The organism is Streptosporangium longisporum, assembly GCF_039534895.1.
GTDB classification, from domain to species: domain Bacteria; phylum Actinomycetota; class Actinomycetes; order Streptosporangiales; family Streptosporangiaceae; genus Streptosporangium; species Streptosporangium longisporum.
This window is the reverse complement of sequence record NZ_BAAAWD010000013.1, coordinates 135,256-148,025: the sequence shown is the minus strand read 5'-3', so window position 1 is coordinate 148,025 and position 12,770 is coordinate 135,256. Positions and strand designations below refer to the sequence as shown.

11 protein-coding genes are annotated in these 12,770 nt (G+C 71.7%); 6 read left to right on the top strand and 5 right to left on the bottom strand.

The genetic code is table 11. The annotated features are described in order from the left end of the window. Window positions 1–14 precede the first annotated feature (14 nt). Window positions 15–1,037, bottom strand: coding sequence for a zinc-dependent alcohol dehydrogenase family protein (locus ABD832_RS22870; protein ID WP_344898722.1), 1,023 nt, complete (start codon window positions 1,035–1,037; stop codon window positions 15–17). A gap of 185 nt (window positions 1,038–1,222) precedes the next feature. On the opposite strand from ABD832_RS22870, the gene ABD832_RS22865 reads away from it, so the two are divergent. After that, complete coding sequence (locus ABD832_RS22865) at window positions 1,223–2,134, top strand: helix-turn-helix transcriptional regulator (RefSeq protein ID WP_344898720.1); 912 nt, start codon at window positions 1,223–1,225, stop codon at window positions 2,132–2,134. An 88-nt stretch (window positions 2,135–2,222) separates the two neighbouring features. On the opposite strand, the gene ABD832_RS22860 is transcribed toward ABD832_RS22865, so the two are convergent. Together ABD832_RS22860 and ABD832_RS22855 are read right to left on the bottom strand one after the other, a co-directional pair. After that, on the bottom strand, window positions 2,223–2,513 hold the full coding sequence (locus ABD832_RS22860) for a hypothetical protein (RefSeq protein ID WP_344898718.1): 291 nt from the start codon (window positions 2,511–2,513) through the stop codon (window positions 2,223–2,225). Window positions 2,514–2,544: 31 nt separating this feature from the next. Beyond that, on the bottom strand, window positions 2,545–2,997 hold the full coding sequence (locus ABD832_RS22855) for a carboxymuconolactone decarboxylase family protein (protein WP_344898716.1): 453 nt from the start codon (window positions 2,995–2,997) through the stop codon (window positions 2,545–2,547). Between the two features lie 94 nt (window positions 2,998–3,091). Between ABD832_RS22855 and ABD832_RS22850 the strand changes: the two genes are divergently transcribed. After that, window positions 3,092–5,932 (top strand): AfsR/SARP family transcriptional regulator, encoded by a 2,841-nt coding sequence (locus ABD832_RS22850; RefSeq protein WP_344898714.1) that lies wholly within the window; start codon window positions 3,092–3,094, stop codon window positions 5,930–5,932. On the opposite strand, the gene ABD832_RS22845 is transcribed toward ABD832_RS22850, so the two are convergent. Further along, the gene (locus ABD832_RS22845) at window positions 5,880–6,467 is read right to left on the bottom strand and encodes a TetR/AcrR family transcriptional regulator (protein ID WP_344898712.1); all 588 of its coding nucleotides are present in this window, start codon (window positions 6,465–6,467) and stop codon (window positions 5,880–5,882) included. The two genes, ABD832_RS22850 and ABD832_RS22845, sit on opposite strands and share 53 nt — an antisense overlap. Beyond that, complete coding sequence (locus ABD832_RS22840; protein WP_344898710.1) at window positions 6,460–7,296, bottom strand: alpha/beta fold hydrolase; 837 nt, start codon at window positions 7,294–7,296, stop codon at window positions 6,460–6,462. Before ABD832_RS22840 ends, ABD832_RS22845 begins: the two co-directional genes overlap by 8 nt. A gap of 42 nt (window positions 7,297–7,338) precedes the next feature. Here ABD832_RS22840 and ABD832_RS22835 point away from each other — a divergent pair, with 42 nt between their 5' ends. The 4 genes from ABD832_RS22835 to ABD832_RS22820 all read left to right on the top strand — a co-directional run bounded on the left by ABD832_RS22835 (window position 7,339) and on the right by ABD832_RS22820 (window position 12,748). Beyond that, the gene (locus ABD832_RS22835) at window positions 7,339–7,521 is read left to right on the top strand and encodes a hypothetical protein (protein WP_344898708.1); all 183 of its coding nucleotides are present in this window, start codon (window positions 7,339–7,341) and stop codon (window positions 7,519–7,521) included. A gap of 142 nt (window positions 7,522–7,663) precedes the next feature. Further along, window positions 7,664–10,510 carry a class IV lanthionine synthetase LanL gene (lanL, locus tag ABD832_RS22830; RefSeq protein WP_459565395.1) on the top strand — a complete coding sequence of 949 codons (2,847 nt, stop codon included), beginning with the start codon at window positions 7,664–7,666 and terminating at the stop codon, window positions 10,508–10,510. A gap of 77 nt (window positions 10,511–10,587) precedes the next feature. Beyond that, the gene (locus ABD832_RS22825) at window positions 10,588–10,710 is read left to right on the top strand and encodes an ALQxL family class IV lanthipeptide (RefSeq protein WP_344898704.1); all 123 of its coding nucleotides are present in this window, start codon (window positions 10,588–10,590) and stop codon (window positions 10,708–10,710) included. A 208-nt stretch (window positions 10,711–10,918) separates the two neighbouring features. Further along, window positions 10,919–12,748: an alpha/beta hydrolase family protein gene (locus ABD832_RS22820; RefSeq protein ID WP_344898702.1), complete on the top strand. Its 1,830-nt coding sequence runs from the start codon at window positions 10,919–10,921 to the stop codon at window positions 12,746–12,748. The last annotated feature ends 22 nt before the right edge of the window (window positions 12,749–12,770 follow it).

Genomic DNA, 12,770 nt, shown 5'->3' with positions numbered 1-12,770 from the left:
TCGCCGGCGCCGTCTTACGGGGTGAGGAGGACTTTGACGGCGCGTCGCTCGTCCATGGCCCGGTATCCCTCGGCCGCCTGGTCCAGGGGCAGGGTGAGGTCGAAGACCTTGCCCGGGTCGATGGTGCGGTCGCAGATCAGCTCGATCAGTTTCGGCAGGTACTGGCGTACCGGCGCGGGGCCGCCGTGCAGGTGCACCAGGGACATGAACAGCTCGTCACCCGGCAGCGAGACGTCGTGGGAGACGCCGACGAATCCCACGTGCCCGCCGGGGCGGGTGGAGCGGAGGGCCTGGGTCATCGACTCCTGGGTGCCGACCGCCTCCACGACGCTGTGCGCGCCGAGTCCTGCGGTCAGCTCCTTGATCGCCGCGACGCCCTCGTCGCCGCGCTCGGTGACGATGTCGGTGGCGCCGAAGGCGCGGGCGAGTTCCTGGCGGGGGGCGTGGCGGCTCATCGCGATGATGCGTTCGGCGCCGAGTTGCCTGGCCGCCAGCACCGCGCACAGTCCGACCGCGCCGTCACCGACGACGGCGACCGTCTTGCCCGGTCCGGTCTGGGCGGCCACGGCGGCGAACCATCCGGTGCCGAGCACGTCGGAGGCGGCCAGCAGGCTCGGGATCAGGTCCGCGTCCGGCATGGTGGGGGTGGCGACGAGTGTGCCGTCGGCCAGCGGGATCCGCGCCCGTTCGGCCTGTGTGCCGATCGTGCCCATCAGTACCCGGTGGACGCATCCGCTCTGATATCCCGAGGCGCAGATCTCGCAGGTGTTGTCCGAGGCCCAGAACGAGCCGACCACGAACTGGCCGGGCTTGATCGTGGTGACCTGGCTGCCGACCTCTTCGACGATCCCGACGTACTCGTGACCCATCGGGGCCGGTCCGTCGAGCTTTTCCACGCCACGGTAGGGCCACAGGTCCGATCCGCACACGCAGGCCGCCGTCACGCGGATGATCGCGTCGGTGGGTTCGATGATCACTGGATCCGGTCGCTCCTCGACACGGACGTCACCGGGGGCGTGCAGAACTACTCCGCGCATGTGGATCTCCTTTGCGGAAGGTGGGGACGGTGACCCTCACCCGCGGGTGGTGCCGGTGGCAGGCCGTCGCGCCGTCATGGACACCACCCAGGAAACAGGCTCCGTCCCACGCGCGGGAGGTCGCGTTCATCGGGGGGACGACCTCTACCCCCCATCCGCCCGCGGCCCCTGCCTACAGTGAGGAGATGCACGACAACCGAGACGAGATCCGCGACTTCCTGATCAGCCGGCGTGCCAGGATCACCCCGCAGCAGGCAGGGCTGGCTCCCGGCAGCCGCCGCCGGGTGCCCGGTCTGCGTCGCGAGGAGGTCGCCGTGCTGGCCGGGGTGAGCACCGACTGGTACATCCGTCTGGAAAAAGGCCATATCAGTGGCGTCTCCGAGGACGTCCTGAACGCCGTCGCCCGAGCCTTGCAACTAGACGAGGCCGAATGCGCTCACCTGTTCGACCTGGCCCGTGCCGCGGGCACCGGCCCCCGCACCCGCCCGGTCCGCCGCCCGGCCGCCACGGTCCGTCCGGGGCTCCAGCGGATGCTGGACGCCATGAGCGACGCCCCGGCGATCATCCGCAACGGCCGCATGGACATCCTGGCCGCCAACCGGCTCGGCCGCGCCATGTACCGGCCGGTCTACGACGGCGCACCCAAACCCGCCGGGCAGGCCGGCACCGGCCCTGGTACCCGCCCGGCCAACATCGCGCGCTTTCAGTTCCTCGACCCCGCCGGGCCCGGCTTCTTCCCCGATTGGGACACCGCCGCCGACATCACCGTCGCCCTGCTGCGCACCGAGGCCGGCCGCGACCCCTACAACAAGGACCTCACCGACCTGATCGGGGAGCTGTCCACCCGCAGCGACGACTTCCGCACCCGCTGGGCCGCCCACAACGTCCGCCTGCACCACGCCGGCACCAAGACCTTCCACCACCCCGCGATCGGCGACCTCACCCTCGACTACGAGTCGATCGACCTGCACGCCGACCTCGGCCTGAACCTGACCGTCTACACCGCCGCCCCCGACACCCCCTCCCACGACGCCCTGCGCCTGCTCGCGAGCTGGGCCGCCACCCCCGACGCGCATCGGAGCGGCGGACGGCGGTGACTCCGCCGGAGCCGGCTCGGCGAGGTGGCTCGACGCATTGTCTTGATGTCGAGCCACCTCATCGCTGCCGGTGCGCTCCCTCCGGCTCTCAGCGTTCGTCGACGACGAGGCCGTTCAGCGCGGTGCCGTCCCTGGTGAGGGCCATGGTCAGCGGCGCCTCCGGGAAGGTGGGCATGGCGTCGAACGCGGCACCCATCTGCCCGGGGGTCTCCCAGTGCCAGGTGTCGGTGTAGGTGCCGTCCTCGAGCCGGATCAGCACGGCGCGGGTGAGGCCGGGGTGCCCCTCCCGTACGGTCGCGATCAGCGAGCTCCGGCGGGCCAGGAACTCCTCGAGGTCGGCGTCGGGGACGGAGTAGCGGTGCGAGCGGACGGCGGGCATGCCGGTGTCTCCTTTGCGTGCGGTCCGACGGTCACCACGTGCCGGCGATCTGCCGGATCGGGGCGTTCAGGCGGTTGAAGAGGTTGGTGACGGCGATCATCAGCAGGATCGAGGCGAGCTGCCGCTCGTCGAAGTGGTCGGCGGCGTTGTTCCAGACCTCGTCGGGAACGGCGTCGGCGCGGTCGGCCAGCCGGGTCGAGGCCTCCGCCAGCTCCAGCGCGGCCCGCTCGGCGTCGGTGTAGTACGGGGCCTCGCGCCAGGCGACGACCATGCCGAGGCGCTCCTCGCTCTCGCCGAGCTTGCGCAGGCTCTTCAGGCCGGCGTCGACGCAGAAGCCGCACCCGTTGATCTGGCTGACCCGCAGGTGGATCATCTCCATGAGCTCCTCGGGGAGCCCCTGCGACCGGGCGGCCCCGATCAGCGCCTGGATCGGCTGCATCGCGGCGGGGATGATCGTGGCGGGGTTCTTCATCCGGGCTTCCATGGTGTTTCCTTCGTCTCGGTTCGTGTGAGATCAGATTGGCCGCCCGGATTGATACATTCGCTATGCGCCCGCGATGCGACGTGATGGGGGAACGATGTTGCGCCTCACCCTGCTCGGTCCCGTCCAGGTGATCGTCGACGGGGCGCCCCTGACCGGCATCGCTCCTCGTCACCGGGCCGTTCTGGCCTACCTCCTGCTGAACGCCGGCCGGGTGGTCGGCATGGAGCGGCTGATCGAGGCGATGTGGGGTCACGACCGGCCCGAGACCGCCCGGTCGCAGATCCATGCCTCGATCACCGCGATCCGCAAGGTGCTGCGCGCGGCGGGGGCCGCTGAGCTTCTCGAGACCCGTGCGGGCGGCTACGTCGTGCGACCCGGGGCCGGGCAGCTCGACGCGCGGAACTTCACCGAGCTGGTGGCCGCCGGTGCGCTGCGCGAGGCCCTGGACCTGTGGAGCGGCGAGGCGCTGGAGGACGTGCACGCGCACTACGTCGGCGGCGCCCGGGAGCTGTGGAACGACCGGCGGCTGTCGGCGTACGAGCGCCTGGTGGAGGCCGAGCTCGCGGCCGGGCGGCACGAGGAGCTGCTCGACCGGCTCGCCGCCCAGGTGGCCGCGGCCCCGCTCCGCGAGAGGCTCAGCGGCCACCTCGTCCTGGCGCTGCACCGGGCGGGACGGCAGGCCGACGCCCTGGCGGCGGCGCGTTCCTACCGTGCGGCTCTCGCGGACGAGCAGGGCCTCGACCCCGGGCGGGCCTTCGTCGAGCTGGAACGGGCGGTCCTGGCGGACGATCCGGCCCTGCGTCCGGCCGGCGCGGCACCGGCGGTCCCGGATCCGCCGCGCCGCTCCACCTTCCTGCCCTATGACATTCCCGATTTCTCCGGACGGACCGCCGAGCTGGAACGGCTCATGGGTGAGGGTCACGGGGCGGCTGTCGTCGCGATCGACGGCATGGCGGGGGTCGGCAAGACCACGCTCGCCGTGCACGCGGCCCACCGGCTGGCCGCCCGCTACCCGGACGGCCGACTCTTCATCGACCTGCTGGCCCACACCGCGGGGCGCGAGCCGGTCGACGCCGCCGCCGCGCTGGAGGCCCTGCTGCGCCAGCTCGGGGTGCCCGCCGACCGCATCCCGGTCCCACCGGCCGAGCGGGGCGCCCTCTGGCGTGCCGAGCTGGCCGGCCGCCGCGTGCTCGTCGTGCTCGACAACGCCCTCGACGCCGAGCACGTACGTCCCCTGCTGCCGGGACACTCCGACACCCTCATGCTGATCACCAGCAGGCGGCGGCTCGTCGCCCTGGACGGCGCCCACGCGCTCTCGGTCGACCCGCCGGGGGAGGAGGACGCCGCCGAGCTGTTCGAGCGGATCGTGGGTGAACGGGCCGGCCGCGAACCCGACGCGGTACGCGAGGTGCTGCGGCTGTGCGGGCACCTTCCGCTCGCCATCCGGATCTCGGCCGCCCGCCTGCAGCACCGGCCGCGCTGGACCGTGGCCTACCTGGCGGGCCGGTTGCGGGACCATCGCCGGCTCCTGGACGGGGTGTCGGCGGCCTTCGCCCTGTCCTACGAGCACCTGTGCGAGGCCGAGCGGCGCATGTTCCGCCTGCTCGGGCTGGTGCCCGGCCGCGACATCGACACCGGTGGCGCGGCGGCGCTGGCGGGCGTCTGCGAGGAGGAGGCGGAGGAGCTCCTCGAAGGACTGCTGGACGCCCACATGCTGCTGCAGCTCGAACCCGGCCGGTACACCTTCCACGACCTGCTGCGCGAGCACGCCCGCTCGATCGCCGAGGACGACGGCGCCGTCATGCGGCTGCTCGCCTACTACCTGCACCGCTCCCGCGCGGCGATGGACCGGCTCTTCCCCGACAGCGTCGCCCAGCGGGAGGGCATCCCCCGGCCGGCCGCCCCGGTCGCGCCCGTCCGCGACGCCGCGGAGGCGAGCGCCTGGCTCGACGCCGAGCGCTCCAACATCATCGCGACCGCGGTCCACGGGCCCGAGATCTGCCTCGGCCTCCTGGCCCTGGCGATGCGCCCCTTCCTCGACCGGCAGGCGCACCACGACGACGCGCTCACGCTCCACACCCTGACGCTGCAGCGCAGCCGCATGCTCGGCGACCGCGAGGTCCAGGCGCGCGCCCTGGCCGACCTGGCGTGGACCTACTGGCGGCTCGGCGAGTACGAGCGGGCCGAGGAGCACGCCCACCAGGCCCTCGACGTGTGCGAGGAGGCCTCCGAACGGGCGCGGGCACTGCTCACGCTGGGCAACGTGGCCCTGCGCCGGCGGCAGGACACGCAGGCGAGGCGCTACCTCGGGCAGGCACTCGACCTGACCCGGATCGGCGCCGACACCTGGGGTGAGGCGCACGTGCTCGGCATCCTCGCCCTCGTCCTGGACCGGGACGGCCGTCCGGAGGAGGCCCGGCGTCACCTCGACCTGGCCCTGGCGCTCCACCGCAAGGTCGGCAACCCGGCGGGGGAGGCGGTGACCCTCGACCATCTCGGCGTCGTCCTGCGTCACCAGGGGGAGCTCGCCCAGGCGCGCGTCCGCCACGAGCAGGCCGCGGCCCTCTATCGCAGGCTCGGCAACACCGGTGACGAGGCGGTCGCGCTCAACGGGCTGGCCGAGGCGGCGGGCGACCCGGCCCGGGCGGCCGAGGAGCACGAGGCCGCGCTCGCGCTCGCCGACCTGGCGCGCAACCGGCCGGAGCGGGCCCGTGCCCACGCCGGGCTGGCGCGCGCCCACCTCGCGCTCGGCCGTCCGGAACGGGCGTGTGAGCACGGGCGGCTGGCCCTCGGCCTCTACGGGGAACTCGGCGTCCCGGAGGCCGAGGAGATCCGCGCCTTCCTGGAGGACGCGGGACGGTTCATCGGGCGGGACCGGCCGGTCAGTGGGCCGGAATCAGGTCGGGCCATTTGGCCTTCAGGCCCTGGTCGATGAAACCGAGCATCCAGGTGAAGCTGTCGTCGACGTCGGTGTCGATCTGAAAACCGCCGGCCGCTTCGAGGGCCGAGAATCCGTGCAGGATGCTGCGCAGCATCCGCAGCGCGTGGATCTCCTGGTCGCGGTCCAGCCGGTACCCGTGCAGCATGGCCGTCCAGGAGGCGAGGACGCGGCCGATGGCCGGGACCAGGGGGTCGTCGGGCCCGGTGACGATGGCGGCGTTGCCGGCGGCATACCGGCCGGGGTGCTCCAGCACGTACGTCCGCATCGCGTGCGCCCCGGCGACAAGGGCCTCTTTGCCGGAACGTCCCTGGGTGGCGTCGCGGATGGCGTCGGCGAGTTCGATCATGGCCATGACGGCGATCCGGTGGGCGAGGTCGGCCTGGCCGGCGACGTGCTTGTAGAGCGAGGGGGTCTTGACCCCGAGCCGTTCGGCCAGCAGGCCCATGCTGAGGTTCTCGAACCCGATCTCGTCGATCAGGGCGGCCGCGGCCTCGGTGACCGACGCCGGGCTCAGTCCGGCCCTAGGCATCGGTGAGCGTCTTGGCCAGGAACGGCAGGGCCAGGGCGAGGACCTTGTCGGGTGTCTGGGCGTGCGGGTAGTGACCGGCGCCCTCGATGACGACCAGTTCCCCGAGGCCGGCGGGCAGGTCGGCGATGATCTTCTCGCCCTCGGCTCGCGGGTCGGCCCAGTCGGGGTCGAGGCTGCCCTGGATGATCAGGACCGGGCAGGTGACGTTGGGCAGCTGGGCGCCGGCGTCGGTCGGTGCGCTCTTGCACATGGCCTGCAGGGCCTTCATCCGGCCGGGCTCGCTCATCGTGGTGCTGATCCGGCCCAGCTCGGCGTCCCAGTCGGCGGGCTTGGTGGGGTAGGCCAGGTCGAGGTACTTCTTCCAGGCCGGCAGGCTTCCCAGGAGCATGGTCATCCCAAGCTGGGTGGAGCCGGCCCGGTAGCGCTTGACTCGCAGCAGAGCACCCACGGAGACCGACTGCTTGCGGGTGAAGGGGGCCAGCTCGATGATGCCGGTGATCACGTCGGGCGCCGTGGCGGCCGCGATGGTCGCCGCACCGCCGCTGATCGACTGCCCCATGATCACTGCCGGCCCCCCGAGGTGGCGCACGAGCGCGACCAGGTCGCCGGCGATGTCGGTGCGGCTGTAGCCGTCCCAGCCGAGACCGGAGTCACCACAGCCGCGGATGTCCACGTTCGCCACCCGGTACCCGGCCGCCACCAGGGCCGGAACGACGAAACGGTAAGAGTGCCGGCTGTCGCCCATGCCGTGCGCGAGGACGACCAGGGGCCCTTCTCCGGTCACGTCGTAGGCGATGGTGTTGCCGTCGATGCTCAGGTGTTCGGTCACGATGCTCCCCATGGATTAGCTAACTTCAGTAGCTAAAAGCTAGTGGCATTAGCCAAACGGGTCAATGTGATGCTCGTCACCACTCCGGGCCATGGGCGTGCGGTCGCGACTCCGAAGACCTGGGAAGCCCTGGCCGGACTCCGCCGCTGCCCGCACCGGGTCACCGCGATCGTGCAGGCGATCCTCACCCTGGAAGCCATCGAGTCCGCTCGCTGCTCAGGATGAAAAGTGCCCAGTGTGCAGAACAACGCAGACCACGCCATGAACGGCCGATTACAACTATTGCTCCAGCAGCTCATCACGCCGCCGCGGCTTTCCTTTTCCGGCCCGCGCAGCCTGATCACAACCAGCCTCGAAGGGAGCCGTCATGTGCGTCAACGCCACCGCTCGGCTCATCGGCGACCGCGGCCATCGGTGTGACACCGGCGAGAACGAGCCGCCGGCAAAAGCGGATCACATCGGTCGGATCATTGTCATCACCGGCGGAAGAACACGTATGACCACACCGCGCGCACAGAGCATGGCAGTCGAAGATACGATTTTGGAGGATTGCGTACGTGCCGTTATCGGCCGCCACGAAGCCGTCGATTGGCGGGTGGAGCCGGGCGACTTCTGGTGCACCGTGCGTCCCGGTCGGCAGCCGGGACGGCAGATCGTCCAGGGATGGAAACTGCACCTGTCGGCGACGGTCCTGTCCGCTCCTCACGTACTGGCCCGGGCCGCCGACGTGCTGGTCCGGCACGGATGCGAATTCAAGTTCGCGCACACCCTCGACGCCGTGCGGCAGCTGACGTCGGCGCGCTACGACCGAGGCGGCGGCGGCAAGTTCATCACCGCATACCCGCGGGGCGACGAGGAGCGGCTGCGCCTGCTGGCCGACGAGCTGCACGAGTCGACGGCGGGGTTGCCGGGCCCCGGGATCCTGTCCGACCGGCGTTACCGTGAGGGCAGCCTGGTGCACTACCGGTTCGGCGCGTTCCGCGGGCTGCCGATGCTCGGCAACGACGGGTCGTACGAGGCGATGCTGGTCGACCCCGAGGGTGAGCCGGTCCTCGACCGGCGCGAGGCGTGGTTCACCCCGCCGGCCTGGGCGCCACGCGATCCCTTCCGGCCCGCGCCGGCCGGCGCGACCGGCCAGGCCGCCGCACCCGCGACGGTCCTGCTGGACGGACGGTACGCGGTCGGCGTCGCGGTCAGGCACGCCTTCAGGGGCGGCGTCTACCGGGCCACGGATCAGGTGACCGGCGAGCAGGTGATCGTCAAGCAGGCCAGAGCCCACGTGAACGGCGACCTGACCGGGAGGGACGCCCGCGACGCGCTCAGGCGTGAGGCGTCCTTGCTGGAGAGGCTGGGCACGTCGGCGGTGACGCCCCGCCTGGTCGGCCTGTTCGACCAGCAAGGGGACCTGTTCCTGGTGCAGGAGGCGGTCGCCGGTGTCACCCTGCGGGAATCGGTGCGGACCCGGCTGCGGTTCGCCGGCGACGTCGCCTGGGGACCTCCGGCCGGTGAGGCGGTCAGGCTGGCCTCGCAGCTGATCGGCCTGCTGGAGGCGGTGCACGGGCTCGGGCTGGTCTTTCAGGATTTCACCCCCGACAATGTGATGGTCACACCCGAGGGCGACCTGCGCCTGATCGACGTGGAGGTCGCCGCCCACCCCGGCGAGACCACGGTGCGGGCGTTCACTCCCGCCTACGGCGCTCCCGAGCAGGTACCGGTGACAGGTCTGGGCCCCGCCCCCGACCAGAGGGTCGACCTGTACGGCCTGGGCGCGACGCTGTTCCACCTGGCCACCGGGGTCGACCCGTTGCTCGCGCCCGAGCGGCCGCAGGTGCGTACGACGCACGAGCGCCTGCGGGCCTGGCTGGCGCACATGTCGATCGGCAATCCGGCCGTGCGCCGCCTGGCAGCCGTCGTCCTCGGGCTCATGGACGAGGACCCCGCGCGGCGTCCCGGCCTGGCGGCCGCACGCGACCTCATGAAGGAAGCCCACGCCGTTCCGTTCGGCGTCTCTGCGGAACCCGAGCAGATCGGCGACGCGGCCGTCGATGGGCTGATCGCCGACGGGATCGATCATCTGATCGCGACCATGGAGCCGGAGAACGAGGCACGACTGTGGCCGGCCACGCCCAGGGACCGGACGACCGATCCGCTCAACGTGCAGCACGGCGCCGCCGGGGTGCTGGGCGTGCTCACCCGTGCCCATGAGGTCCGGCCGGGCACGGCGCTGGAAGAGGCCGTCGCCATCGCGGCGAACTGGATCCGCCGTGCCGTGCCGCGCGAGCCCCGCCTGCTCCCCGGCCTGCAGTTCGGCCGGTCGGGCACGGCATGGGCGCTCCTGGAAGCGGGCCGGCTGCTCGACGACCGGCGATTGGTCGACGTCGCGACCGACCTCGCGCTGCGCGTGCCCCTCTCCTGGCCCAACCCCGACGTCTGCCACGGCACCGCAGGGGCCGGTCTCGCCCAGCTGCGATTCTGGGAGAAGACCGGGAACGAGGAGTTCCTCGCCCGGACGCGGACGGCGGCCGACGCTCTGCTGGCGGCGGCCGAACATCGGGACGGACAGATCCTGTGGCCGATCCCGCGGGATTTCACCTCCTCCCTGGCCGGCGTCGTCCACTACGGCTTCGCCCACGGGGTGGCGGGGATCGGAGCCTTCCTGCTCGCCGCCGGACGGGCACTCGGCGACAGCTCCTACGTCGACCTCGCGGGGGAGGCGGCCGGCACGCTCGTGTCGGCCGCGCGGACGAAGGACGACGCCGCCTACTGGGGCGCCGGGCCCGGCGACGAGACCCTGCACACCCGCTGGTGCAGCGGATCGAGCGGAGTTGGAGCCTTCCTGCTCCAGATGTGGCGCCAGACCGGCGACGAAAGCCTCTGTCCGCTGCTCGATCAGGCCGCCACCGCGATCCGCCGATCCCAATGGTCCACGATGCCCGGCCAATGCTGCGGCCTGGCCGGCGGTGGTGAGCTCCTGATCGACATGGCCGAGGCCACCGGGACCCCGCGCTATCGCGAATGGGCGCAGGAACTCGTCCGAGCCGCTTATCTGCGGCGTTTTCACCGGGATGGCCGCCAGGTGATTCCCGATGTGTCCGGCACCGATAGCTTCGCGTACTTCGCGAATGGCCTGTCCGGAATCCTCGCCTTCCTCATTCGACTGCGGCACGGTGGTCCGCGGCAATGGCTGCCCGAGGCGTTCTCCCCGGGGTCGTGAACATCGGCTTTTCCTCAGCTCCCGTGCACGCTTCCGTGGCACGGAGACCAGACCCAGCATGGAGGGAGGTGATTCCTATGGAGATCGACATCATGGCGTTGAACACGCTGCCCGCCGAAGACCCCGCGGTCGTGGGCCTTTACCCGTGTTTCGCGACGTGTCTCATCATTACCTGCGAATACCAGGGCTCGACGATCTAGTCGAGGCCGACATTTCTCTGAAATCCGTTCGATCGTCTGACGGATTCCCGATGAATGACACGTGCCGGCCCCTCCCACGGCTCTGCCCGGGAGGGGCCGGTAACCCCGCCGGGCCGCCTGGACGGAGCGGGACGGCGTTTGCTCACCAGGCTCATCCGTTGACGAAAGCCGGATCGGAGGGATCGCAGTGAACGTGGCGCCGGACGACATGGTTCATCGAGTCGGCCTCCGGTTCTCCGCGCGGGGGGAACGTGCCGCCTGCCTGGCCATCGACGGCGACGGCCGGATCACCGTCGAGGCATGGTCGTTCGAGCGGGGGCACGCGGACGTCCGGCGGGTCGACACGGCGACCGCCGTCGTGGTGCCGGCCCAGGTGATCCCTGCGGAGGACGGAAGGATCGTCCTGCTACGGCCTGGATCCGGCACCCATGAGGTCACCGTCATGACCCCGTCCGATTCCGGCGGCCACATCGAGCATCGGGTGGCCACGGTACGAGCCGAGGGGGTGCGCGCCTTTCCGAGCCCCGATCCTGCCGTGCCGGCCATGCTGGTGTCCTGCGCGGACGGCCGCACGGTCATCCGGCGGCTCACCGACCAGGGCCTCGAACCGATCGTGGGCCTGCCGGGGACGATCACGAAGGAGTGCCGCCTCACGCCCGACGGTCGCCTGCTCGCGGCCAATCACATCGTGGACGGCGAACGCCGAGCCGTCGCACTGGATCTGACGAACGGCGTCGTGACACCGTTCGCCCACGACGCAGGCACGGTCCTGCTGTCGTCCCCCGCGACGGGGGAGGTGCTGGTCGCGGTCGACACCCCGGACGGCGTGAAACTGGGCTGGCTCACCCCCGGTGACGCGCATGCTCGCCTGCCGGGCGAGCTGAACGACATCGAGGGTGTCGTGCTGCCGCTGGCCGTCGACCCGGCCGGGGACCGGCTCGCGCTGAAGGTCACCGACGGAGCGCGTTCCCGCCTGCTGATCCACGAGCGGCGCACCGGCAGGGTACGTGAGCAGCCGATCCCGCCAGGAGTGATCGGGTTCGCGAGCGCCTGGACCGAGGACGCGCTGCGCTTCGGCTACTCCACCCCGACGCATCCTTCCGGCGTGCTCGCCGTCGACCCGCCCGGCACCGCCGCGGAGTGGGCGGACGGACACGACACGCCGGGCACCCTGCCCTGGGGCGACGCCCGGCTTGAGCGCTTCGACGGGCCCGCCGGGACGATGGAGGCCGTCGTCTACGGTCCAGACTGGCGGCAGAGCGAACATGTGCTCATCGCGTTGCACGGCGGCCCCGAAGCCGCCTGGGAACTGAGCTTCGACCCCACCCTCCAGCGTTTCGCCCGGGCGGGGATCAGCGTGATCGCGCCCAACCAACGCGGGAGCACCGGTTACGGGGCCGCGCATCGAGCCGCCATCGTGGACCGGTGGGGCGGCCCCGATCTGGCCGACGTCCGCCACCTCCTCGCCACCGTCGACACGGCGCGCCACTACCCGCGGCACCCGGCGCCCATGCTGTTCGGCGCGTCGTACGGCGCGTTCCTGGCCCTGCTGGCAGCCGCGGCGGACCCGCCGATGTGGTCGAGTTGCGTGGTGGTCGGCCCCTTCCTGTCCGGCTCCCGCCTGTACGCCGACGGCTCGCCCGCGGTGCGGTCGCTCCTCGACCGGCTGGGCGGCCGTACCGACCTCGACGACGACCTCGACGACGACCTCGGCCCACGAGACCTGCTCCGCCTGTGCCCCCGGATCCAGGCGCCTCTGATGGTCATCCACGGCGAGCAGGACGATGTCGTCCCGGTGGAGCACTCGCGCGCGCTGGCCCGGAGGCTGGCGGCGCACCGCAGGTTCGTCTACCGGGAGATAACGGGCGGGAAGCACTACCCGCTGAACGGCCGGGGCGGCGGGGCGCTGCTCGACGAGGTCGTGGACTTCCTGACCGGCACGAGGATCGGCACGCACGGCGAACCGGTGAGGAGTTCCCCGCTCCACGCCGACCCGGCCGGCCATCGGGAGAGCCCCAGGGCCAAGGCGCCTCGATGACACGCACGCTCGGCGACCAGAA